General features: G+C 65.3%; 22 protein-coding genes. 15 read left to right on the top strand and 7 right to left on the bottom strand.

Features of this window, described 5'->3' with window-relative positions; translation table 11 throughout:
• Positions 1 to 158: 158 nt before the first annotated feature.
• From mdh to lpdA, 10 genes are all read left to right on the top strand, one after another.
• A complete protein-coding gene (gene mdh, locus BMX57_RS16705) occupies positions 159 to 1,121 on the top strand; it encodes a malate dehydrogenase (RefSeq protein ID WP_092369833.1) in 963 nt (320 codons plus the stop codon).
• A 379-nt stretch (positions 1,122 to 1,500) separates the two neighbouring features.
• Positions 1,501 to 2,694, top strand: a complete 1,194-nt coding sequence (gene sucC / locus BMX57_RS16700) for an ADP-forming succinate--CoA ligase subunit beta (RefSeq protein ID WP_092369830.1) — start codon at positions 1,501 to 1,503, stop codon at positions 2,692 to 2,694.
• Between the two features lie 14 nt (positions 2,695 to 2,708).
• Positions 2,709 to 3,536 carry a glycosyltransferase family 25 protein gene (locus BMX57_RS16695; protein WP_177175485.1) on the top strand — a complete coding sequence of 276 codons (828 nt, stop codon included), beginning with the start codon at positions 2,709 to 2,711 and terminating at the stop codon, positions 3,534 to 3,536.
• Between the two features lie 13 nt (positions 3,537 to 3,549).
• Positions 3,550 to 4,434 carry a succinate--CoA ligase subunit alpha gene (sucD, locus tag BMX57_RS16690; protein WP_092369827.1) on the top strand — a complete coding sequence of 295 codons (885 nt, stop codon included), beginning with the start codon at positions 3,550 to 3,552 and terminating at the stop codon, positions 4,432 to 4,434.
• Between the two features lie 50 nt (positions 4,435 to 4,484).
• Positions 4,485 to 5,027 (top strand): DUF805 domain-containing protein, encoded by a 543-nt coding sequence (locus BMX57_RS16685; RefSeq protein ID WP_092369824.1) that lies wholly within the window; start codon positions 4,485 to 4,487, stop codon positions 5,025 to 5,027.
• On the top strand, positions 5,024 to 7,981 hold the full coding sequence (locus tag BMX57_RS16680) for a 2-oxoglutarate dehydrogenase E1 component (RefSeq protein WP_092369821.1): 2,958 nt from the start codon (positions 5,024 to 5,026) through the stop codon (positions 7,979 to 7,981). Before BMX57_RS16685 ends, BMX57_RS16680 begins: the two co-directional genes overlap by 4 nt.
• A 3-nt stretch (positions 7,982 to 7,984) precedes the next feature.
• A complete protein-coding gene (gene odhB, locus BMX57_RS16675; protein WP_092369818.1) occupies positions 7,985 to 9,520 on the top strand; it encodes a 2-oxoglutarate dehydrogenase complex dihydrolipoyllysine-residue succinyltransferase in 1,536 nt (511 codons plus the stop codon).
• Position 9,521: 1 nt separating this feature from the next.
• Positions 9,522 to 9,791 (top strand): hypothetical protein, encoded by a 270-nt coding sequence (locus tag BMX57_RS16670; RefSeq protein WP_092369815.1) that lies wholly within the window; start codon positions 9,522 to 9,524, stop codon positions 9,789 to 9,791.
• Positions 9,792 to 9,851: 60 nt separating this feature from the next.
• Positions 9,852 to 10,262, top strand: coding sequence for an MAPEG family protein (locus BMX57_RS16665; RefSeq protein WP_092369812.1), 411 nt, complete (start codon positions 9,852 to 9,854; stop codon positions 10,260 to 10,262).
• 87 nt (positions 10,263 to 10,349) lie between these two features.
• On the top strand, positions 10,350 to 11,738 hold the full coding sequence (lpdA, locus tag BMX57_RS16660; protein WP_092369809.1) for a dihydrolipoyl dehydrogenase: 1,389 nt from the start codon (positions 10,350 to 10,352) through the stop codon (positions 11,736 to 11,738).
• A gap of 40 nt (positions 11,739 to 11,778) precedes the next feature.
• On the opposite strand, the gene BMX57_RS16655 is transcribed toward lpdA, so the two are convergent.
• Positions 11,779 to 12,654, bottom strand: coding sequence for a 3-hydroxybutyryl-CoA dehydrogenase (locus tag BMX57_RS16655; protein WP_092369806.1), 876 nt, complete (start codon positions 12,652 to 12,654; stop codon positions 11,779 to 11,781).
• A 165-nt stretch (positions 12,655 to 12,819) separates the two neighbouring features.
• Here BMX57_RS16655 and BMX57_RS16650 point away from each other — a divergent pair, with 165 nt between their 5' ends.
• Entirely contained in the window at positions 12,820 to 13,641 is an 822-nt protein-coding gene (locus BMX57_RS16650) for a DUF6473 family protein (protein WP_092369803.1), read from the top strand.
• Positions 13,642 to 13,689: 48 nt separating this feature from the next.
• Here the strand turns inward: BMX57_RS16650 and BMX57_RS16645 are convergent, their stop codons facing one another.
• Positions 13,690 to 14,619: an electron transfer flavoprotein subunit alpha/FixB family protein gene (locus BMX57_RS16645; protein WP_092369800.1), complete on the bottom strand. Its 930-nt coding sequence runs from the start codon at positions 14,617 to 14,619 to the stop codon at positions 13,690 to 13,692.
• Complete coding sequence (locus BMX57_RS16640; RefSeq protein ID WP_092369798.1) at positions 14,619 to 15,377, bottom strand: electron transfer flavoprotein subunit beta/FixA family protein; 759 nt, start codon at positions 15,375 to 15,377, stop codon at positions 14,619 to 14,621. The genes BMX57_RS16645 and BMX57_RS16640 overlap by 1 nt, the downstream gene beginning before the upstream one ends.
• A gap of 203 nt (positions 15,378 to 15,580) precedes the next feature.
• Here BMX57_RS16640 and BMX57_RS16635 point away from each other — a divergent pair, with 203 nt between their 5' ends.
• Positions 15,581 to 15,946: a VOC family protein gene (locus tag BMX57_RS16635; protein WP_092369796.1), complete on the top strand. Its 366-nt coding sequence runs from the start codon at positions 15,581 to 15,583 to the stop codon at positions 15,944 to 15,946.
• 13 nt (positions 15,947 to 15,959) lie between these two features.
• Here the strand turns inward: BMX57_RS16635 and BMX57_RS16630 are convergent, their stop codons facing one another.
• The 4 genes from BMX57_RS16630 to BMX57_RS16615 all read right to left on the bottom strand — a co-directional run bounded on the left by BMX57_RS16630 (position 15,960) and on the right by BMX57_RS16615 (position 18,327).
• Positions 15,960 to 16,532 carry a cob(I)yrinic acid a,c-diamide adenosyltransferase gene (locus BMX57_RS16630; RefSeq protein WP_092369793.1) on the bottom strand — a complete coding sequence of 191 codons (573 nt, stop codon included), beginning with the start codon at positions 16,530 to 16,532 and terminating at the stop codon, positions 15,960 to 15,962.
• A gap of 1 nt (position 16,533) precedes the next feature.
• Positions 16,534 to 16,740 (bottom strand): twin transmembrane helix small protein, encoded by a 207-nt coding sequence (locus BMX57_RS16625; protein ID WP_092369790.1) that lies wholly within the window; start codon positions 16,738 to 16,740, stop codon positions 16,534 to 16,536.
• 75 nt (positions 16,741 to 16,815) lie between these two features.
• Positions 16,816 to 17,643 carry an SDR family NAD(P)-dependent oxidoreductase gene (locus tag BMX57_RS16620; protein WP_092369787.1) on the bottom strand — a complete coding sequence of 276 codons (828 nt, stop codon included), beginning with the start codon at positions 17,641 to 17,643 and terminating at the stop codon, positions 16,816 to 16,818.
• A 66-nt stretch (positions 17,644 to 17,709) separates the two neighbouring features.
• Positions 17,710 to 18,327 carry an SH3 domain-containing protein gene (locus tag BMX57_RS16615; RefSeq protein ID WP_092369784.1) on the bottom strand — a complete coding sequence of 206 codons (618 nt, stop codon included), beginning with the start codon at positions 18,325 to 18,327 and terminating at the stop codon, positions 17,710 to 17,712.
• 204 nt (positions 18,328 to 18,531) lie between these two features.
• Here BMX57_RS16615 and BMX57_RS16610 point away from each other — a divergent pair, with 204 nt between their 5' ends.
• The 3 genes from BMX57_RS16610 to BMX57_RS20480 all read left to right on the top strand — a co-directional run.
• A complete protein-coding gene (locus tag BMX57_RS16610; RefSeq protein WP_092369781.1) occupies positions 18,532 to 20,880 on the top strand; it encodes a DNA topoisomerase IV subunit A in 2,349 nt (782 codons plus the stop codon).
• 65 nt (positions 20,881 to 20,945) lie between these two features.
• Positions 20,946 to 21,572 carry a hypothetical protein gene (locus BMX57_RS16605; RefSeq protein ID WP_177175484.1) on the top strand — a complete coding sequence of 209 codons (627 nt, stop codon included), beginning with the start codon at positions 20,946 to 20,948 and terminating at the stop codon, positions 21,570 to 21,572.
• A 71-nt stretch (positions 21,573 to 21,643) separates the two neighbouring features.
• On the top strand, positions 21,644 to 21,738 hold a 95-nt coding region (locus BMX57_RS20480), incomplete at its 3' end, for a GTP-binding protein (protein WP_218142422.1).

Genomic DNA, 21,738 nt, shown 5'->3' with positions numbered 1-21,738 from the left:
GCGTGCCCCGTGAAACGTCCTTGTCCGCAAGTGCCTTAGCGCAAGCCGCGCGCTGCCGGTAGGGGGTCGCGCCGCCATGCCGCGGCGCAGAACACTTGCCAGCGGTTCGTTTAGCGACTAGCAAAACGGCGATTTTCATTCGGATCGGAGACTATCCAATGGCCAGACCCAAGATCGCGCTGATCGGCGCAGGTCAGATCGGCGGCACGCTCGCCCACCTCGTTGCCCTGAAGGAACTTGGCGACGTCGTCCTGTTCGACATCGCCGAAGGCACCCCCGAGGGCAAGGCGCTCGACATCGCCGAATCCGGCCCCGCCGAGGGGTTCGACGCCAAGCTCAAGGGCACGCAGTCCTACTCCGATATCGCCGGGGCGGATGTCTGTATCGTCACCGCCGGCGTTCCGCGCAAACCTGGCATGAGCCGCGACGATCTGCTGGGCATCAACCTGAAGGTCATGAAGTCGGTGGGTGAAGGCATCCGCGACAACGCGCCCGACGCCTTCGTGATCTGCATCACCAACCCGCTCGACGCGATGGTCTGGGCCCTGCGCGAGTTCTCGGGCCTGCCGCACAAGAAGGTCTGCGGCATGGCCGGCGTCCTGGATTCGGCGCGGTTCCGCCACTTCCTGGCCGAGGAATTCGAGGTCAGCATGCGCGACGTGAGCGGTTTCGTTCTGGGCGGGCATGGCGACACGATGGTGCCGTCCGTGCGCTATTCAACCGTCGCCGGCATCCCGCTGCCCGACCTGGTCAAGATGGGCTGGACCACGCAGGAAAAGCTGGATGCCATCGTGCAGCGCACCCGCGACGGCGGTGCCGAGATCGTCGGCCTTCTCAAGACCGGATCGGCCTATTACGCGCCGGCAACCTCGGCGATCGAGATGGCCGAAGCGTATCTGAAGGACCAGAAGCGCGTGCTGCCCTGCGCCGCCTATTGCGACGGTGAACTGGGGGTGAAGGGCATGTATGTTGGTGTGCCCACCGTGATCGGCGCGGGTGGCATCGAACGCATCGTCGACGTCAAGCTGACCAAGGAAGAGCAGGAGATGTTCGACAACTCGGTCAACGCCGTGAAGGGTCTGGTCGAGGCCTGCAAGGGCATCGACAACTCCCTCGGTTGATCGTCGGGCAGACAGATCGGCAAGTTGCAGGGCGCGGGACCATCGGTTCCGCGCCTTTTTTGTCGGGACGGACCGCGAGGCCGGCCTTTCCGGTAGGGCCGCACATCCCGGAAGTGACGAACGGAACCGGTCGCGGGTTCCGAATTTGCTGGGCTGACCGCCGTTTAAGTCGCTCCGCCCCGGTTTCACCCGGTGTCCCGAGCCCGGGTTCGCGAATCATGATGCCCGAGATCGGCTTTTGTGATCACACGATTTTTCGTGTGATCACAAATCGCTGAAATCCGGCCGAAAAACCGCCCTCCTTGAACAAACCCCTTAAGAATGGCAGCCAAACCCCTCTATATCGTCGGGAACGCAGTTACACGGAGACAGGTTTTCCATGAACATCCACGAATATCAGGCCAAGGCCCTTCTGCGCAGCTACGGCGCACCGGTCAGTGACGGGCGCGTCGTGTTGCGCGCGGAGGAGGCAAAGACCGCTGCCGGCGCGCTGGACGGGCCGCTTTGGGTCGTCAAGGCGCAGATCCATGCCGGCGGGCGCGGCAAGGGGACGTTCAAGGAAGCCGATTCCGGCGACAAGGGCGGCGTGCGGCTGACCAAATCCGTTGAAGAGGCCGCCGACGAGGCCAAGCGGATGCTGGGCCGCACCCTGGTGACCAAACAGACCGGACCGGCGGGCAAGCAGGTCAACCGGATCTATATCGAGGATGGCTCGGGCATCGAGACCGAGATGTACCTGGCGCTGCTGGTGGATCGCGTGACAAGCCGCGTGTCCTTCGTCGCTTCGACCGAGGGCGGCATGGATATCGAGGAAGTGGCCGAGAAGACGCCCGAGAAGATCCTGTCCTTCTCGGTCGATCCCGCAACCGGCTATCAGGCGTATCACGGCCGCCGCATCGCCTTTAACCTGGGCCTGGAAGGCAAGCAGGTGAAGCAATGCGTCGCGCTGATGGGCACACTCTACAAGATGTTCGTCGAGAACGACATGGAGATGCTGGAAATCAACCCGCTGATCGTGACCGATGGCGGCGACCTGAAATGCCTCGACGCCAAGATGGGTTTCGACAGCAACGCGGTCTATCGCCACCCGGATATCGCCGAGCTGCGCGACACGACAGAGGAAGACCCCAAGGAGTTGCAGGCCAGCAAGTACGACCTGAACTACATCGCGCTGGATGGCGAGATCGGCTGCATGGTCAACGGCGCCGGCCTGGCGATGGCGACGATGGATATCATCAAACTCTACGGGGCCGAGCCGGCCAACTTCCTCGACGTGGGCGGCGGCGCCACCAAGGAGAAGGTGACCGAGGCGTTCAAGATCATCACCTCGGACGACCAGGTGAAGGGCATCCTGGTCAACATCTTCGGCGGCATCATGCGCTGCGACGTGATCGCCGAGGGTGTGGTGGCCGCGGTCAAGGAGGTCGGCCTGAAAGTGCCGCTGGTGGTGCGCCTGGAGGGCACCAATGTCGACAAGGGCAAGGAGATCATCAACAGCTCCGGCCTCGACGTGATCGCCGCCGACGACCTCAAGGACGGCGCGCAGAAGATCGTGAAGGCGGTGAAGGGCTGAGCACGGGCGCGGGCGTGAGCACACCGGTATTCCTCATAGGATTGCGGCAGGCGACCGGCCGCGCCGCCCTGATGGAGCGAGAGCTGCACCGGGCCGGGCTGTCGGCGACGCGCATCGACGCGGTGGATTGCGCCCAGCTGAGCCGCGACGACCTGCTGCGCGACTGCCGCCCCGAGGGGCCGTGGGGCTATTTCCAGACCAAGGACATGGCCTGCACGCTGAGCCACGCCAAGGCGTGGCTGGCGTTCCTCGCCTCAGGGGCCGAAGTGGCGCTGATCCTCGAGGATGACGTGTTCCTGTCGCCGGAACTGGGCGACTGGCTGGCGGATATGTCCTGGTGGCCGGAGGATGCCGGTCTCGTCCGGTTCGAACGTTGGCGCAGCCCGCGGCTGCGGGTGACGCTGGGGCGCGGCGGGCGCAGCCATCTGGGTCGCGACATCCGCCGGATGCGCTCGCGCAATCCCGGCGGGGCGGCCTATGCGATCAGCCGCGATGCCGCCCGCCTGTTCCTGGATCAACGCCCGTTCGACATCACCCTTGACGGATTGCTGTTCAATCCCTCGGCGTCGCGCGCCGCGCGCAAGGTCGCGATCTATCAGGTGCAGCCCGCAATGGCCGAACAGGGCAACGAGGCCCCGGGCGAGGTGGGCGAAGGTCCGCCGCGCCACCGTCCGACCGGTCCGGCGCTGCTGCGCCAGAAGCTGCGACGCGCCCGCGCCGAGATCGGCAGCGGCCTGAGAACGACACTGGATCTGGCCCTCGGTCGGGCCAGCCTCGAACGAATCCGCTTCGAGCCGCGCGCGCTGCCGGCGCCGGAGCTTTCACAAACACATCTTGCCTGAAGAAAGGGACAACATGGCAGTCCTCATCGACGAAAACACCAAGGTCATCTGTCAGGGCTTCACCGGCTCTCAGGGCACTTTCCACTCCGAGCAGGCCATCGCCTATGGCACCAAGATGGTCGGCGGCGTGACGCCCGGCAAGGGCGGCCAGACCCACCTGGACCTGCCGGTGTTCAACTCGGTGCACGAGGCCCGGCACGAGACCCAGGCCAACGCGTCGGTGATCTACGTGCCGCCGCCCTTTGCCGCCGACTCGATCCTCGAGGCGATCGACGCCGAGATGGAGGTGATCGTCTGTATCACCGAAGGCATCCCGGTGCTGGACATGATGAAGGTGAAGCGTGCGTTGGAGGGGTCGAAGTCGACGCTGATCGGGCCGAACTGCCCCGGTGTCATCACCCCGGATGCCTGCAAGATCGGCATCATGCCGGGCCATATCCACAAGCGCGGCAAGGTGGGCGTGGTCAGCCGCTCGGGCACGCTGACCTACGAGGCGGTGAAACAGACCACCGATGTGGGGCTGGGCCAGTCCACCTGCGTCGGCATCGGCGGCGATCCGATCAAGGGGACCGAGCATATCGACGTGCTGGAGTGGTTCCTGGCCGATGACGAGACCGAGAGCATCATCATGATCGGCGAGATCGGCGGGTCGGCGGAGGAAGATGCCGCCGCCTTCCTGGCCAGCGAAAAGAAGAAGGGCCGCTGGAAACCCACCGCGGGCTTCATCGCGGGCCGCACGGCGCCTCCGGGCCGCCGCATGGGCCACGCGGGCGCCATCGTCGCGGGCGGCAAGGGCGGTGCGGATGACAAGATCGAGGCGATGAAATCCGCGGGCATCGTCGTCGCCGAAAGCCCGGCCGGCCTGGGCGAGGCGGTGCTGGCCGCGATAAAGGGTTGAACGGACGGGCGCCGGGACCGCCCGGCGCCGCCGCTGCTCCAGGAGTGACGATGACCTTCTCAACCGCAATCCGCACCTGTTTCGCGAAATACGTGACCTTCTCGGGGCGCGCGAGCCGGCCGGAATACTGGTATTTCTTCCTGTTCGTCTTCCTGGTGAATTCCATTGCCGGCACGATCGACCTGACGCTTTTCGGCACCGTGTCCGTCCAGGAAACGTCTGACATGACGGCGGTTGCAGCCAGTTCTCCCCGGCCGATCCAGTCAATCGTCAGCCTGATCGTGTTCCTGCCGCATCTGGCCGTGGCCTGGCGGCGGATGCACGATACCGGGCGCAGTGGGCTCTATGCGCTGTTCCCGATCCTGCTGATGATCGGTGCGGGCCTGGTCCTGGTCTTTGGTATCGGGCTGGCCAGCCATTTCCAGCACGGCGGCTCGCTCGACCTGCTGTTCACCCGCGCCACGCTGATCGTTCTGATCCCGACGCTGGTGGTGCTGTTCCTGTCGCCGCTGCTGGTGATCTGGTGGCTGACCCGCCCCAGCCAGCCCGGCACCAACGAATACGGTCCCAACCCACATGAGGTAACCCAATGACCGACCAAAGCCCCAACGAGCTGTTTCATGCCTCAAGCTTCATGCAGGGGCACAATGCCGAGTATCTCGAACAGCTCTACGCGAGATATGCCGAGGATCCCAACGCGGTCGATGCCGCCTGGGCCGAGTTCTTCAAGGCGATGGGGGATGCCGGAACGGATGTGCAGAAAGAGGCGCAGGGGCCGTCCTGGGCGCGCAGTGACTGGCCGCCGGCGCTGAATGACGAGGTCACCGGCGCCCTGACCGGCGAATGGCCCGTTGCCGAGGCCAAGGCCGCGGGCGACAAGATCAAGGGCAAGGCAAAGGAGGCCGGGGTCGAGGTCAGCGACGACGCGATCAAACGCGCGGTCCTCGACAGCATCCGGGCGCTGATGCTGATCCGCGCCTATCGCATCCGCGGCCACCTGGTGGCCGATCTGGACCCGCTGGGCATGCGCAAGAACACCCCGCATCCCGAGCTGGATCCCAAGACCTACGGCTTCACCGACGCCGACATGGACCGCCCGATCTTCATCGACAACGTGCTGGGCCTGCAGGTCGCCACGATCCGCCAGATCCTCGAGATCGTCCAGCGCACCTATTGCGGCACCTTCGCGCTGCAATACATGCACATCTCGAACCCCGAAGAGGCCGGCTGGCTGAAGGAACGGATCGAAGGGTTCGGCAAGGAGGTCAGGTTCACCCGCGAGGGGCGCAAGGCCATCCTGAACAAGATGGTCGAGGCCGAGGGCTTCGAGAAGTTCCTGCACGTCAAGTATATGGGCACCAAGCGGTTCGGGCTGGACGGCGGCGAAAGCCTGATCCCGGCGATGGAACAGATCATCAAGCGCGGCGGCGCGCTTGGGCTCAAGGACATCGTGATCGGCATGCCGCATCGCGGCCGGCTGAACATCCTGGCCAACGTGATGGCCAAACCCTATCGCGCCATCTTCAACGAGTTCCAGGGCGGCAGCTTCAAGCCCGAGGACGTGGACGGCTCTGGCGACGTGAAATACCACCTCGGTGCCTCCAGCGACCGCGAATTCGACGGCAACAGCGTGCACCTGTCCCTGACCGCCAACCCCTCGCATCTCGAGGCGGTGAACCCGGTCGTCCTGGGCAAGGTGCGCGCCAAGCAGGATCAGTTCAAGGACCGCGAACGCACGCAGGTCATGGGCATCCTCCTGCATGGCGATGCCGCCTTTGCGGGGCAGGGCGTGGTGGCTGAAGGCTTTGGTCTGTCGGGTCTGCGCGGGCACCGGACGGGTGGCACCATGCATATCGTGGTGAACAACCAGATCGGCTTTACCACCGCGCCGCATTTCAGCCGCTCCAGCCCCTATCCCACCGACATCGCGCTGATGGTCGAGGCGCCGATCTTCCACGTCAACGGCGACGACCCCGAGGCGGTGGTTCATGCCGCCAAGGTGGCCACCGAGTTCCGGCAGAAGTTCCACAAGGACGTGGTGATCGACATCATCTGCTACCGCCGGTTCGGGCATAACGAGGGCGACGAGCCCATGTTCACCAACCCGATCATGTACAAGAAGATCAAGACCCACAAAACCACGCTCAGCCTCTATACCGAGCGGCTGGTCAAGGACGGCCTGATCCCCGAGGGCGAGATCGAGGACATGAAGGCTGCCTTCCAGGCGCATCTGAACGAGGAGTTCGAGGCCGGCAAGGACTACAAGCCCAACAAGGCCGACTGGCTGGACGGGCGCTGGTCGCACATGGACAAGAGCAAGGACGAATATGTCCGTGGCGAAACCGCGATCAAGCCCGAGACACTGGCCGAAGTGGGCGCGGCGCTGACCCGCGTGCCCGAGGGCTTCGGCCTGCACAAGACCGTGGGCCGCCTGCTCGAGGCAAAGAAGGCGATGTTCGACAGCGGCAAGGGCTTCGACTGGGCCACGAGCGAAGCGCTGGCCTTCGGCTCCTTGCTGACCGAGGGTTATCCGGTCCGCCTGTCGGGCCAGGATTCCACCCGCGGCACGTTTTCGCAGCGCCACTCGGCCCTTGTGAACCAGGAGACCGAGGAACGGTATCACCCGCTCAACCACATCCGCGAGGGGCAGGCGAATTACGAGGTCATCGACTCGATGCTCTCGGAATACGCGGTGCTGGGCTTCGAATACGGCTATTCGCTGGCCGAGCCCAACGCCCTGACCCTGTGGGAGGCGCAGTTCGGCGATTTCGCCAATGGCGCGCAGATCATGTTCGACCAGTTCGTCAGTTCGGGCGAAAGTAAGTGGCTGCGCATGTCTGGCCTGGTCTGCCTGCTGCCGCACGGCTTCGAGGGGCAGGGGCCCGAGCACAGCTCGGCCCGGCTCGAACGCTTCCTGCAGATGTGCGGCCAGGACAACTGGATCGTGGCCAACTGCACCACGCCGGCCAACTACTTCCACATCCTGCGCCGGCAGCTGCACCGGACCTTCCGCAAACCGCTGATCATGATGACGCCCAAATCGCTCTTGCGCCACAAGCTGGCGGTGAGCCGGGCCGAGGAGTTCACCACCGGCTCGTCCTTCCACCGTGTGCTGTGGGACGACGCGCAATACGGCAACTCGGATACCAAGCTGGTAGACGACAAGAAGATCAAGCGCGTGGTGCTGTGTTCCGGCAAGGTCTATTTCGACCTGCTGGAAGAGCGCGACGCCCGCGGGATCGACGATGTCTATCTGATGCGGATCGAGCAGTTCTACCCGTTTCCCGCCCATGCCCTGATCAACGAGCTTGAGCGGTTCAAGGGGGCCGAGATGATCTGGTGCCAGGAAGAGCCCAAGAACCAAGGCGCCTGGAGCTTCATCGAGCCCAATATCGAATGGGTGCTGACCCGCATCAAGGCCAAGCACACAAGGCCGCGCTATGTCGGCCGCGCCACCTCGGCCTCGCCCGCGACGGGCCTGGCCAGCCAACACAAAGCCCAACAAGAGGCGCTTGTCGACGAAGCGCTGAGCATTGAAGGAAAGTAAGCGATGACGATCGAAGTTCGAGTCCCCACGCTTGGCGAATCCGTGACCGAGGCCACTGTCGCCACCTGGTTCAAGAAGCCGGGCGACTCCGTTGCCGCGGACGAGATGTTGTGCGAGCTGGAAACCGACAAGGTAACGGTCGAAGTGCCGTCGCCCGCCACCGGCAAGCTGGCCGATATCGTTGCGCAGGAAGGCGAGACCGTGGGTGTCGACGCGCTCCTGGCCAATATCGCCGAAGCCGGCGAGGCCGGATCGGCCAAGCCCGAAGAGCGCCCGTCAGAGAAACCCGCCGGAAAGGAGCCGCCCACCGAAGGCGACAAGACCTATGTGACCGTGCCGTCGCTGGGCGAGTCGGTGTCCGAGGCCACGGTGTCCACCTGGTTCAAGAAGGTCGGAGACAGCGTCGCCGCGGACGAGATGCTGTGCGAACTCGAGACCGACAAGGTGTCGGTCGAGGTGCCCGCGCCGGTGGCCGGCGTTCTGTCCGAGATCATTGCCGAGGAAGGCAGCACGGTCGACGCGTCGGCGGAACTGGCGGTGATCTCTGGCAGCAACGGGGCGATCGAACCGACACCGAAGGACGAGGAAACCGCCCACGGCAAGCAATACCAGGAACCACGACCCGGCGGCGGCGCCCAGGATGTCGAGGATGCCCCCAGCGCGAAAAAGGCGATGGCGGAATCCGGCGTCTCGCGCGACCAGGTGTCCGGGTCCGGTCGTGACGGGCGGGTGATGAAAGAGGACGTGGCCCGCGCCGTTCAGGCTGCCGCCAGCGCACCGGCCGAGGCCGCGGCGCCGCAGGCCAGCGCGCCGCGCGCCCCGGTCAGCGCCGATGACGCCTCGCGCGAGGAACGGGTCAAGATGACCCGCCTGCGCCAGACCATCGCCAAGCGCCTCAAGGACAGTCAGAACACCGCCGCCATGCTGACCACCTATAACGAGGTGGACATGGGCGAGGTCATGGAACTGCGCAGCCAGTACAAGGACGAGTTCGAGAAGAAGCACGGCGTCCGGCTCGGCTTCATGTCCTTCTTCACCAAGGCCTGCTGCCACGCCCTGAAAGAGGTTCCCGAGGTCAATGCCGAGATCGACGGCACCGACATCGTCTACAAGAACTTCGTGCATATGGGGGTCGCCGCCGGCACGCCCACCGGCCTTGTCGTGCCGGTGATCCGCGATGCCGACAGCATGTCCTTTGCCGAGATCGAAAAGGCTATTGCCGAAAAGGGCCGCCGCGCGCGCGACGGCAAGCTCAGCATGGCCGAGATGCAGGGCGGCACCTTCACCCTGTCCAACGGCGGCGTCTACGGCTCGCTGATGTCCTCGCCCATCCTGAACCCGCCGCAATCGGGCATCCTGGGCATGCACAAGATCCAGCAGCGCCCGATGGTCGTGAATGGCGAGATCGTGGCCCGTCCGATGATGTATCTGGCGCTCAGCTATGATCACCGCATCGTCGACGGCAAGGGCGCGGTTACCTTCCTGGTGCGCGTGAAAGAGGCGCTGGAGGATCCGCGCCGCCTGCTGATGGACCTCTGACATGGCCGAACACGCAATCTGGCAGGCCGATGTGGCCGATTTCGACGCCTGGCTCAAGGTGTTCCGCGAGGATGCCCGCGCGCGCAAGGCGGTGGGCATCCGCGAACTGCATGTCTGGCGCGACCCCGATCGCACCGATCATGCGGTCGTCCTGTTCGAGATCACCGACCTCGACAAGGCGCGGGCCTTCTTCGACTCCGAGGAACTGGCCATGCACCACGAACGCGGCGGCGTGGCCCATGTGACGGTGAAATTGCTGGAACCCGCATGATTTTGACCCGGGTCCGCCATGCGCGGGTCCGCCACCCGAAAGAAGGGACCCCGAAACGCAGTGACCCCCGAACTCACCGCTCTCACTCTCGCCGCGCTGCTGCAGGTCGTGCAATATGTCCTGATGTCGGTCCCGGCGAACCTGGAACTGGGCCAGGGCAAGACCCTCGGCCCCCGCGACCCCGGCCGGCTGGGCAAGCCGCTGATCGAGCAGCTCAGCCCGCGCACCGGGCGGCTCTACCGGGCGCTCAACAACCATTTCGAGGGCCTGATCCTGTTCTCCATCGCCTGCGTGGTGATCTCGGTCACGGGCCAGTCCACCGCCCTCACCGCCGCCTTCGCCTACACCTACCTCGCCGCGCGCGTGCTCTACATCCCGGCCTATGCCTTCGGCTGGGTGCCCTGGCGCTCGCTGATCTGGTTCGTGGGGTTTCTGGCCACCACGCTGATGCTGCTGGCGGCGCTCCTATGACCTTCCTCTCGCTTGAAATACCTCGGGGGAGGCCCGCAGGGCCGGGGGCAGAGCCCCCAACCCCGCCCAACACAAAGGACAACACCCATGGCTGAATATGACGTCATCATCATCGGCTCCGGCCCCGGCGGCTATGTCTGCGCCATCCGCTGCGCGCAGCTGGGCCTCAAGACCGCCTGTGTCGAGGGCCGCGAGACGCTGGGCGGCACCTGCCTGAACGTCGGCTGCATCCCGTCAAAGGCGCTGCTTCACGCCAGCCACCAGCTGCACGAGGCCGAGCACAATTTCGCCAAGATGGGCCTCAAGGGCAAAAGCCCCTCGGTGGACTGGAAACAGATGCTGGCCTACAAGACGGAAGTGATCGAGGGCAACACCAAGGGCATCGAGTTCCTGTTCAAGAAGAACAAGATCGACTGGCTCAAGGGCTGGGGTTCCATCCCCGAGGCCGGCAAGGTCAAGGTCGGGGACGAGACCCATACCGCCAAGAACATCATCATCGCGTCAGGCTCCGAGGCGTCCTCGCTGCCCGGCGTCGAAGTGGACGAGAAGGTCGTGGTGACCTCGACCGGCGCGCTGGAGCTGGGCAAGGTGCCCAAGAAGATGGTGGTGATCGGCGCCGGCGTGATCGGGCTGGAGCTCGGCTCGGTCTATTCCCGCCTGGGCGCCGAGGTGACGGTGATCGAATATCTCGACGCGATCACGCCCGGCATGGATGGCGAGGTGCAGAAGGCATTTCAGCGCATCCTCAAGAAGCAGGGGCTGAAATTCATCATGGGCGCGGCGGTGCAGAAGACCGAGGCGCTCAAGACCAAGGCCAAGGTCAGCTACAAGCTGCGCAAGGATGACAGCGAGCACGAGATCGACGCCGACGTGGTGCTGGTCGCCACCGGGCGGCGGCCCTATACCGAGGGGCTGGGCCTGGACGCGCTGGGGATCGAGACCAGCAAGGGCGGCCAGATCAAGGTCGGCAAGGACTGGCAGACATCGGTCAACGGCATCTATGCCATCGGCGACTGCATCGACGGGCCGATGCTGGCGCACAAGGCCGAGGACGAGGGCATGGCCGCTGCCGAACAGGTCGCGGGCAAGCACGGCCATGTCAATTACGGGGTGATCCCCGGCGTGATCTACACCCATCCCGAGGTCGCCAATGTGGGCGAGACCGAGGAAACGCTCAAGGAGGCGGGCCGCGCCTACAAGGTGGGCAAGTTCATGTTCATGGGCAATGGCCGCGCCAAGGCCAATTTCGCCGCTGACGGATTCGTCAAGATCCTCGCCGACAAGGAGACCGACCGCATCCTGGGCGCCCACATCATCGGGCCGTCGGCGGGCGACCTGATCCACGAGATCTGCGTGGCGATGGAATTCGGCGCCGCGGCCGAGGATCTGGCGCTGACCTGCCACGCCCACCCGACCTATTCCGAAGCCGTCCGCGAGGCGGCACTGGCCTGCGGCGACGGTCCCATCCACAGCTGAATCAACTGCGCGGGGCGGCGGTCACAGCCGCCCCGGACGTTCAGCGCGTCGGCACCGGCTCCTCGCCGCGATAATCGTAGAATCCGCGATCGGTCTTGCGGCCCAGCCAGCCGGCCTCGACATATTTCGTCAGCAGCGGGCAGGGCCGGTATTTCGTGTCCGCCAGCCCGTCATGCAGCACGTTCATGATCGCCAGGCAGGTGTCCAGACCGATGAAATCCGCCAGCTCCAGCGGCCCCATCGGGTGGTTCGCGCCCAGCTTCATCGACTGGTCGATCGAGCGGACGTTCCCGACCCCCTCGTAAAGCGTATAGACCGCCTCGTTGATCATCGGCATCAGGATGCGGTTCACGATGAAGGCGGGGAAATCCTCGGCGCTGGCCGCGGTCTTGCCCAGCTTGTCGACCACCGCCTTGCAGGCGGCAAAGGTCGGCTCGTCGGTGGCGATGCCGCGGATCAGCTCGACCAACTGCATCACCGGCACCGGGTTCATGAAATGGAACCCCATGAACCGCTCGGGACGGTCGGTGCGGCTGGCCAGCCGGGTGATCGAGATCGACGAGGTGTTCGAGGTCAGGATCGTGTGCGGCTGCAGATGCGGCAGCAGGTCCTCGAAGATCGCGTGCTTGATTGTCTCGCGCTCGGTCGCGGCCTCGATCACCAGGTCGGTCAGGCCGATCTCGGGCAGTTTCAGCGTGGTGCGGATCCGCTTGAGCGCCGCGTTCATCTCGTCCTCGGTGATCTTCCCGCGCGAGCTCTGGCGGGAGAGGTTGGCGCGGATCGTTTCCATCGCGCCGTCCAGCGCCTCCTGCTTGACGTCGCTGAGAACCACGTCATAGCCGGCCAGCGCCATCACATGGGCGATGCCGTTGCCCATCTGGCCTGCGCCGATCACTCCGACCTTTTCGATATCCATGAAATCCACTGCCTTTTGTGCGTCGCCGGGACCATATCGGCAGCGGGCGGGCAACGGCAAGGGGCCGCGACGCGCGCAATTCGCCTCAAACCCGAACATTAGCCGAATCGAAACCGGCGCCGCCGAACACTGTCGCCCGGGTGAAACGAAATCACGGTGGGAAACATGAGCTTTCAGCTTCACGGCGCGGGTGCGCCGGTCGATCCGACATGCCGCTATGGCGCGTCAAGGTTGCGGTTCCGGGGGCCGAAACGGCGCCTGCGCGACCCCTATGTGGCTTGCCTCGGCGGGGCGGAAACCTTCGGTCGCTTCGTGGCAGACCCCTATCCGCAGCTCCTGGAACAGCGGTTGGGCATGGCCTGCGTCAATTTCGGCAGCGTGCAATGCGGCCTGGACGCGATGCTGGGCGATCCGGACCTGCTGGGCCTGGCCCGTGCGGCCGAGCGCTGCATATTGCAGCTGCCCTGCGCGCAGAACCTGTCGAACCGGTTCTACCGGGTGCATCCGAGGCGCAATGACAGGTTTCTCACCGCGTCCGAAAACCTGGTCGCCCTCTATCCCGAAGTGGATTTCACCGAATTCCACTTCACGAGACACCTCATGCTGCGCCTGTTCCAGCACTCACCGGATCGGTTCGCGGCGGTCATGGCCGAGTTGCAAAGGGCGTGGGTTGCCCGGATGCGCCGGCTGCTCTCGGCCGTCGACCGGCCGACCGTGCTCTTGTGGCTGCGTCAGGAGCCGCCCTCGGACGCGGTTGCACCATTGGGCGCCGCGCCGCTGCTCGTGGACCGGGATATGGTTGCCGCGCTGGCCGGCGGTTCCGCCGCGACGGTGGAACTGGCGGTCAGGGGCGCGGTCGACTCCGACGAGCTGGACGACATGATCTTCGGCGCGTTGCAGGAGCCCGCGGCCGCCCAAATGCTCGGCCCGGCCACACACCGGAGTATCGCGGGGCAGCTGCTGGGCGTGTTGCGGGACCTGGAATGACGAAGGCCCGCCGGAGGGGCGGGCCTTGCGCGAGTTGTGTCGGAGCGCTCAGTCGAGCTTTTCGGTCAGTTCCGGAACCGCAGTGAACAGGTCCGCCACGAGGCCGTAATCGGCAACCTGGAAGATCGGCGCCTCCTCGTCCTTGTTGATGGCGACGATCACCTTGCTGTCCTTCATGCCGGCCAGGTGCTGGATCGCGCCCGAGATGCCCACGGCGATATAAAGGTCCGGGGCCACCACCTTGCCGGTCTGGCCCACCTGCCAGTCGTTCGGCGCATAGCCCGAATCGACTGCCGCCCGCGAGGCGCCCACGGCGGCGCCCAGCTTGTCGGCCAGCTTCTCGATCAGGTGGAAATCCTCTTCCGAGCCGACGCCGCGGCCGCCCGAGACAACCACGCCCGCGCTGGTCAGTTCGGGACGGTCGCTTTCGGCCACCTTGTCCTCGACCCATTCGCTGAGGCCCGGATTGTCACCGACAGGAACGGTATCAACCGAAGCCGCCCCGCCTTCGCCCGCGGCGTCGAAGGTCGAGGTGCGGATGGTGACCACCTTCTTGGCGTCCGAGGATTTGACCGTCTGCACCGCGTTGCCGGCATAGATCGGACGTTCGAAGGTCGATCCGTCGACCACGCCCGACACGTCCGAGATCACCATCACGTCCAGAAGCGCGGCCACACGCGGCATCACGTTCTTGGCGTCGGTGGTCGCGGGCGCCACGATATGCTCGTAGTCATCCGCCAGGCCGGCAATCAGCGCGGCGGTGGCTTCCGCCAACCGGTGGCCCAGCGAGGCATCCTCGGCCACCAGCACCTTGGCCACGCCGTCCAGCTTGGCGGCGGCCTCGCCGGCGGATGCGGCATGTGCACCTGCGGCCAGGACGGTCACATCGCCCAGTGCCTTGGCGGCGGTCAGCGCCTTGGCGGTGGCATCCATCGCCAGCTCGCCATTGGTCACTTCGGCAATCAGCAGAACAGCCATCACACAGCCCCCGCTTCTTTGAGTTTCGCAACAAGCTCGTCCACCGAGCCGACGATGATGCCGGCAGCGCGCGCCGGCGGCTCCTCGGTCTTGACGATCTCGAGGCGGGGCGTGACGTCGACGCCGTAGTCGGCGGCGGTCTTCTCGTCCAGCGGCTTCTTCTTGGCCTTCATGATGTTGGGCAGCGACGCATAGCGCGGCTCGTTCAGGCGCAGGTCGACCGAGACGATGGTCGGCATCTTGACCTTGATGGTCTGCAGCCCGCCATCGACCTCGCGCGTGACCAGGGCGTGATCGCCCTCGATGTCCAGCTTCGAGGCAAAGGTCGCCTGGGACCAGCCCAGCAGCGCCGACAGCATCTGCCCGGTGGCGTTCATGTCGTTGTCGATGGCCTGCTTGCCGCAGAGCACCAGCCCGGGCTGCTCCTCGTCGATCACGGCCTTGAGGATCTTGGCGACCGCCAGCGGCTCGATATCGGTATGCACGTCATCGGCGGCCACGACCAGGATCGCCCGGTCCGCGCCCATCGCCAGCGCGGTGCGCAGCGTCTCCTGCGCCTGCTTCACACCGATCGACACCGCGATGACCTCTTCGGCCTTGCCGGCTTCCTTCAGGCGGATCGCCTCTTCGACCGCGATCTCGTCGAACGGGTTCATCGACATCTTCACGTTGGCGAGATCGACACCGCTTCCGTCCGCCTTGACGCGAACCTTCACGTTGTAGTCGATCACGCGCTTGACAGGCACGAGTACCTTCATTGCTGCGTTGTCTCCTATCTCAATCGGCAAGCCGCTGGGGCGACTCCTCCACTGCACTCCCGGGGGTAGATACCGCGCAAATGCATTGCGCAACAGGGCAAAATCGTCACGTTTCCGGTCACCGACGTCGCGTTTCCGGATTCGGGACCGCCGTGATAGGCTGGGCCCGCGGCCGGGACCGCAATGGCACGCCGGGGAACGCGATGGAAAAGGTTCTGGGATTCGGAGGCTTCTTCTTTCGTGCGGAAGACCCTGCGGCGCTGGCCGACTGGTATGCCCGGCATCTGGGCATCGACAAGGTGCCGGGCGATTACGAAACGCCCTGCTGGCGGCAGGCCGAGGGCGAGACGGTGTTTGCCCCCTTCGACAAGGTGACCGACTATTTCGGCAATGCCGAAAAGCAGTTCATGCTGAATTTCCGGGTGCGGAACCTGGAGGCGATGATCGCGCAGCTGGAGGCCGCCGGCATCGAGGTTCGGCGGGACCCGGACTCCCCCTATCCAAATGGCAGCTTCGCCTGGCTCAACGATCCCGAGGGCAATCCGATCGAGCTGTGGCAGCCGGCTTGAACCGCGAACGCACCTATCGGTTGGCGCCGGGCTTCCACAAAACGTCGTCCTTGCCGCCGTTATTGGCCGTGCGGGCCGCGACGAAGAACCAGTCGCTCAGGCGGTTGAGATATGTGACGGCGGCCGGGTTCACCGGCTCGGCCGCGGCCAGTTCCACGGCCAGCCGCTCGGCCCGACGTGCCACTGTTCGACAGACATGCAGCTGCGCCGCCAGCGCGGTGCCGCCGGGCAGGATGAAACTGCGCAGCGGATCCAGGGTCTCGTTCATCAGGTCGATCTCGGATTCCAGCCGGTCGACCTGCGCCTGTGCGACGCGCAGCGGCGGGTATTCGGCCTCGGCGTCCTTGTCCATTTCCGGGCGGCAGAGATCCGCGCCCAGGTCGAACAGGTCGTTCTGGATCATCGCCAGCGCCGCGTCGGTCTCGGCCTCGGCCGACAGCCGGGCGACACCCAGACAGGCGTTCAGCTCGTCCACGGTGCCATAGGCCTCGACCCGCGGCGCGTATTTCGCAACCCGGTCGCCATTGCCCAGCGCCGTCTGCCCCTTGTCGCCGGTGCGGGTGTAGATCTTGTTGAGAACCACCATGTCACTGCCCTCCGATTCCGCGCAGAAAGACGAACAGCACGATCAGCGCCACGGCGATGAACTGGAACAGAAGGCGCAGCTGCATCATCTTGTTTCCGTACTTGGCGTTGAACCGCCCGCCCTTGGCGAAGCCGCCGACGCCGATCATCAACACGATCACGACCGCTGCCATCGCCAGCAGAATCACTGCGTAAACCACGTTGCTCATATCGTTCCCGCCTTTCTGCCTTGGTGCCCGTCCATCTAGCGGGCCGGGCGCAAAAAGCGAACCCGGTAAATTGCCTCAGATGCGGTTCACGATGCGGTCGGTGGCGCGGGTGGTCAGGATGCGGCGCAGGAACCCGGCGGCATGGGTGGCCAGCGTCACATAGTAGCGCGGGCTGGGATTGCGCGCCTCCAGCGCCCGCGCCAGCTTGGCGGTCACGGCCGAGGGCGGCAGCTCGAACGTGTCTTTGCCCGTGGGGTGATACATGCGCGGTAACAGGTGGCTCTCATACTGGTCGCGGCAGGGCGAGGCCTGCCAGTCGATGAATCGCTCGAACGGGGCGATGCCCTTTTCGCGCAGCTTGGTGGTGATGGGGCCGGGTTCGATCAGCACCACCTTGATGCCGGTGTCGCGCAATTCCAGCCGCAGCGTGTCGCTCAACGCCTCCAGCGCGTGTTTGGTGGCAGAATAGGCGCCGCGCCAGCGCATGTAGACCAGACCCAGCGTGGACGAGCATTGCACGATCCGCCCATGCCCCTGCGCCCGCATCACCGGCACGACCTGCCGGGTCAACTCGTGCCAGCCAAAGAAATTCGCCTCGAAGATCGCGCGCAGCCCGTCTGTGGGCAGGTCCTCGACCCGGGCGTTCAGCTGGTGCGCTCCGTTGTTGAACAGTGCATCCAGCGTGCCGCCTGTGGCCTCCAGCACCTCGTGCAGCCCGCTGGTGATGCTGTCGGGGTCGGTGTAGTCGATGCGCGGGCTGTCGAAGCCTTGCGCGCGCAGCCGGTCGCAGTCGCGCTGCTGCCGGCACGATGCGAAGACCCGCCAGCCGCGCGCCCGCATGCCGTGCGCCGCGTCCAGCCCGATCCCCGATGAACACCCGGTGATGAGAAGGGATTTTTTCATGACCGTCCCGCCGTTTTGCCACAACCTATGGCGGCGGGCGGGACGCCACGCAATGTGGAAGCCGGGTCAGTCGGCCTTTTTGCGGATCAGCGAGGCCGAGATCCATCCGACCTGTTGCTCGGGCAGCACACGCAGCCGCAGCCAGCCGTTGCCGGGATCGCTGAGCACCAGCACCTCGTCACCGAGGCTCACGCGCGAAATGACGGGAAAATTGGTGCCGGGCCCGTTGCGCATGTTGACGCGCGTGCCGGCGACCTCGCGGATATCCGGGGCCGGCGCGACAAATGGCTCGGCCGCATCGGCGGTGGTCTCGACATCATCGAACTGGCGCAGGCTCGCGGCGCCCTGCTCCAACGAGACCAGGGTCAGTCCTTGCGTCGTGTCGGTCGCGAACAGGTCGGCGCCGGTGCCGGCCTGCGCCAGCCGCGCCACGATCTCCTCGCGGTCGGGCGGGGGCACCTGGCGCGCGATCCTCTCCGGCGCTTGTTTGGGTGCGCGAGGTTTCAGCACCGGCTCGACGTTGCGGACAGGTTCAACAACAGGCGGCGCGGGTTGCGGATCGGTGGCTTCGGCGATTTGAACGGGTGCGGTATCGCGCACACCACGCGGCTGGAAATCGGCGCCGCCGCTGAGCTCGTAAAACGCCCAGCCCATGAAAGCAAAAGACAGAAAAACAAAGCGCATAATGGCGCCCCCCAGGACAAAATCAAAAACAATGCGGAATCGGCAGCTATCCGCTCATCAAGGATAGCATAGCGCGACCCGCGAGTCGAAAGCCGGGGAAAGAAAACCCGATTCCTCCTCGTCATGCTCGGGTCGAACGGTTTACGCGGCAAAATCTGCGCAGAACGCTTTACGACGCATCACACGCGGCGTATCACATCATCTATGACGGATATCATCGACGACCCCAATATGAAGGCACCTGATCCGGGTTCCGAAGTGGCCGAACCGCTGCGCCGGGCGATCGGCGAGCGGTATCTGACCTATGCGCTGAGCACCATCATGCACCGCGCGCTGCCCGATGCGCGCGACGGGCTAAAGCCGGTGCATCGGCGCATATTGTTCGCGATGCGCGAACTGAAGCTGAGCGCGACCGGCGGATTCCGCAAATCCGCCAAGATCTCGGGCGACGTGATGGGCAACTATCACCCGCATGGCGACGCCGCGATCTATGACGCGATGGCGCGTCTGGCGCAGGATTTCAACGTCCGCTACCCGCTGGTCGACGGGCAGGGCAATTTCGGCAATATCGACGGCGACAACCCGGCGGCCAGCCGCTACACCGAGGCGCGGATGACCCTCGTGGCCGAGGCGCTGCTCGAGGGGTTGAACGAGGACGCGGTCGATTTCCGCGAGAATTACGACGGCACCCTGACCGAGCCGGTGGTGCTGCCGGCGCAGTTCCCGAACCTGCTGGCCAACGGGTCCAGCGGCATCGCGGTGGGCATGGCGACCAACATCCCGCCGCACAACATCTCCGAGCTGTGCGACGCCTGCCTGCATCTGATCAAGACGCCCGACGCGCGCGACGACACGCTGTTGAACTACGTGCCCGGCCCCGACTTTCCCACCGGCGGGGTGATCGTCGAGCCGCGCGAGAACATCGCGCAGGCCTATCGCACCGGCCGCGGGTCGTTCCGCCTGCGCTGCATGTGGGAGAAGGAGGATCTGGGCCGCGGCCAGTGGCAGATCGTGGTCACCGAGATCCCCTATCAGGTGCAGAAGTCCAAGCTGATCGAGAAGCTGGCCGAGCTGATCCAGACCAAGAAGGTGCCGATCCTCGCCGATGTCCGCGACGAGAGCGCCGACGACATCCGCGTCGTGCTGGAGCCGCGCTCCAAGAACGTGGAGCCCGAGGTCCTGATGAACATGCTCTACCGCAACTCGGATCTGGAGCTGCGGTTCTCGCTGAACATGAACGTGCTGATCGACGGGCTGACGCCCAAGGTCTGCTCGATGAAGGAGGTGCTGCGCGCCTTCCTCGACCACCGGCAAGAGGTGCTATTGCGCCGCTCGCGGCACCGGCTGGGCAAGATCGACCGCCGGCTGGAAGTGCTCGAGGGATTCATCGTCGCCTTTCTGAACCTCGACCGGGTGATCGACATCATCCGCTATGACGACGACCCCAAGGCGGCGCTGATGCGCGAGGAATGGGCGCGCGACCACGTGCGCGCGACGAGCGAGGCGGACTATGTCTCGCCGCCGCCGGGCGAGGGCGAGTTGAGCGAGCTTCAGGTCGACGCCATCCTGAACATGCGCCTGCGCTCCCTGCGGCGGCTGGAAGAGATGGAACTGGTCCGCGAGCGCGATGCCCTGATGGAGGAACGCGCTCAGATCGAGGATCTGCTGGCCGATCCCGACCTGCAATGGGCCCGCATCGCCGAACAGCTGAAGGAGACCAAGAAGACCTTTGGCAAGGACTACGAGGGCGGCGCCCGCCGCACCCGCTTTGCCGAGGCGGGAGAGGTCGAAGAGGTGCCGCTCGAGGCGATGATCGACCGCGAGCCGATCACCGTGGTCTGTTCGCAGATGGGCTGGATCCGCGCCATGACCGGCCATATCGACCTGAACCGCGAGTTGAAGTTCAAGGACGGCGACGGGCCGCGCTTCGTCTTCCACGCCGAGACCACCGACCGGCTTCTGGTTTTCGCCTCGAACGGCCGGTTCTACACGGTGAGCGCCGCCAACCTGCCCGGCGGGCGCGGCATGGGCGAGCCGCTGCGGCTCATGGTCGATCTGCCCAACGAGGCCGAGATCGTCGACATCCTGATCCACCAGCCCGACCGCAAGCTCGTCGTGGCCTCGGATGCCGGCAACGGATTCGTGGTGCCCGAGGCCGAGGTCGTGGCCCAGACCCGCAACGGCAAGCAGGTGTTGAACGTGCGGGGCGGCGAACGCGCGGTGATCTGCCGCCCGGTCAGCGGCGACCATGTGGCGGTGGTCTCGCAGAACGGCAAGTTCCTGGTGTTCCCGCTGTCCGAACTGCCCGAGATGGGCCGCGGCAAGGGCGTACGGCTGCAGAAATACAACATGGCGCGCGGCAAGCAGGGCGCGCTGGAGCTTGACGGGGGGCTGTCCGACCTCACCACCTTCGACTGGGCGTCCGGCCTCAAATGGGGTATGGGCGGGGACAAGACCCGGCACGAACCCGATCTGAGCCCCTGGCTGTCGAAACGGGCCAGCGTCGGCAAGCGTCCGCCCTATGGCTTTCCGCGTAGCTACAAGTTCGACTGACGGGCCCGTCAGGGCTAGGTTACAGGTCCAGACGTGAACGCAGCAGACAAGAGGTTTCTTCCGACGTGCCGACATTCCGCCTGACCGTCCTGTCGCTGGGGCTTGCCCTGGTGGCGGCCTGCACGACGCCCGAACAGAACGCCGCGCCCAAGGACCTGGGCGCGTTCGACCTGCGGGTCAATTACGTCTTCGCCGACAAGGCGGTGAAGGGGCCGATTTCGCGCCCGGCCACGCCCCAAGAATGGGTCGCGGCGCTCGAATCCGCGCTTGAGGATCGGCTCGGCCGTTATGACGGGCCGCAGCATTACGATATCGGCGTCAGCCTCGAAGGATACATGCTGGCGCCGCCGGGCGTTCCGGTCCTCTACAGCCCCAAGAGCACCGCGATCGTCCTGGTCCATGTCTATGACGTGCAGCGCGAGAAGTTCCTGGCCCGGTCGCACCAGCTGCAGGTGTTCGAGGATACCACGCAGGAGAGCTTCGTTGTCGGTTCCGGTCTTGCGCGCGAGCGCGAAGAGCAACTGTCCGGACTGGCCGAGAACGTGGCCGAGCGGATCGAGCTCTGGTTGGCCGAGGAACATGCCGAGAAGGGCTGGTTCAAGCCGCGCACGGTCCTCGGGGCCGGTCAGGATGCGTCGAACCCGGCCGAGTCGCCGGCCACCCGGCAGGATGTGCTTGATTTTCCCTTGTGAACCCAATATCCCGCGCGCGCAGTAGGTAACCGGGACGCAACGTCCCCCAAATCGCAAAAGGGCGCCCGAGGATGGCAAAGGAAAAGTTTGAGCGTAACAAGCCGCATGTGAACATCGGCACGGTTGGCCATGTTGACCACGGCAAGACGACGCTGACGGCAGCGAT

It is taken from the genome of Cribrihabitans marinus (genome assembly GCF_900109035.1).
Lineage (GTDB): Bacteria > Pseudomonadota > Alphaproteobacteria > Rhodobacterales > Rhodobacteraceae > Cribrihabitans > Cribrihabitans marinus.
This window is presented reverse-complemented; position numbering and strand designations above follow the sequence as displayed.

Excerpts from the sequence above, each read along its gene's own strand:
- BMX57_RS16620 (WP_092369787.1), bottom strand. The coding sequence starts at position 17,643 with ATGAAAAAATCCCTTCTCATCACCGGGTGTTCATCGGGGATCGGGCTG.
- BMX57_RS16655 (WP_092369806.1), bottom strand. The coding sequence starts at position 12,654 with ATGGATATCGAAAAGGTCGGAGTGATCGGCGCAGGCCAGATGGGCAAC.
- sucD (WP_092369827.1), top strand. The coding sequence starts at position 3,550 with ATGGCAGTCCTCATCGACGAAAACACCAAGGTCATCTGTCAGGGCTTC.
- BMX57_RS16625 (WP_092369790.1), bottom strand. The coding sequence starts at position 16,740 with ATGAGCAACGTGGTTTACGCAGTGATTCTGCTGGCGATGGCAGCGGTC.
- BMX57_RS16635 (WP_092369796.1), top strand. The coding sequence starts at position 15,581 with ATGGAAAAGGTTCTGGGATTCGGAGGCTTCTTCTTTCGTGCGGAAGAC.
- BMX57_RS16650 (WP_092369803.1), top strand. The coding sequence starts at position 12,820 with ATGAGCTTTCAGCTTCACGGCGCGGGTGCGCCGGTCGATCCGACATGC.
- lpdA (WP_092369809.1), top strand. The coding sequence starts at position 10,350 with ATGGCTGAATATGACGTCATCATCATCGGCTCCGGCCCCGGCGGCTAT.
- BMX57_RS16680 (WP_092369821.1), top strand. The coding sequence starts at position 5,024 with ATGACCGACCAAAGCCCCAACGAGCTGTTTCATGCCTCAAGCTTCATG.
- BMX57_RS16670 (WP_092369815.1), top strand. The coding sequence starts at position 9,522 with ATGGCCGAACACGCAATCTGGCAGGCCGATGTGGCCGATTTCGACGCC.
- BMX57_RS16630 (WP_092369793.1), bottom strand. The coding sequence starts at position 16,532 with ATGGTGGTTCTCAACAAGATCTACACCCGCACCGGCGACAAGGGGCAG.
- BMX57_RS16645 (WP_092369800.1), bottom strand. The coding sequence starts at position 14,619 with ATGGCTGTTCTGCTGATTGCCGAAGTGACCAATGGCGAGCTGGCGATG.
- mdh (WP_092369833.1), top strand. The coding sequence starts at position 159 with ATGGCCAGACCCAAGATCGCGCTGATCGGCGCAGGTCAGATCGGCGGC.
- odhB (WP_092369818.1), top strand. The coding sequence starts at position 7,985 with ATGACGATCGAAGTTCGAGTCCCCACGCTTGGCGAATCCGTGACCGAG.
- BMX57_RS16610 (WP_092369781.1), top strand. The coding sequence starts at position 18,532 with ATGACGGATATCATCGACGACCCCAATATGAAGGCACCTGATCCGGGT.
- sucC (WP_092369830.1), top strand. The coding sequence starts at position 1,501 with ATGAACATCCACGAATATCAGGCCAAGGCCCTTCTGCGCAGCTACGGC.
- BMX57_RS16685 (WP_092369824.1), top strand. The coding sequence starts at position 4,485 with ATGACCTTCTCAACCGCAATCCGCACCTGTTTCGCGAAATACGTGACC.
- BMX57_RS16640 (WP_092369798.1), bottom strand. The coding sequence starts at position 15,377 with ATGAAGGTACTCGTGCCTGTCAAGCGCGTGATCGACTACAACGTGAAG.
- BMX57_RS16615 (WP_092369784.1), bottom strand. The coding sequence starts at position 18,327 with ATGCGCTTTGTTTTTCTGTCTTTTGCTTTCATGGGCTGGGCGTTTTAC.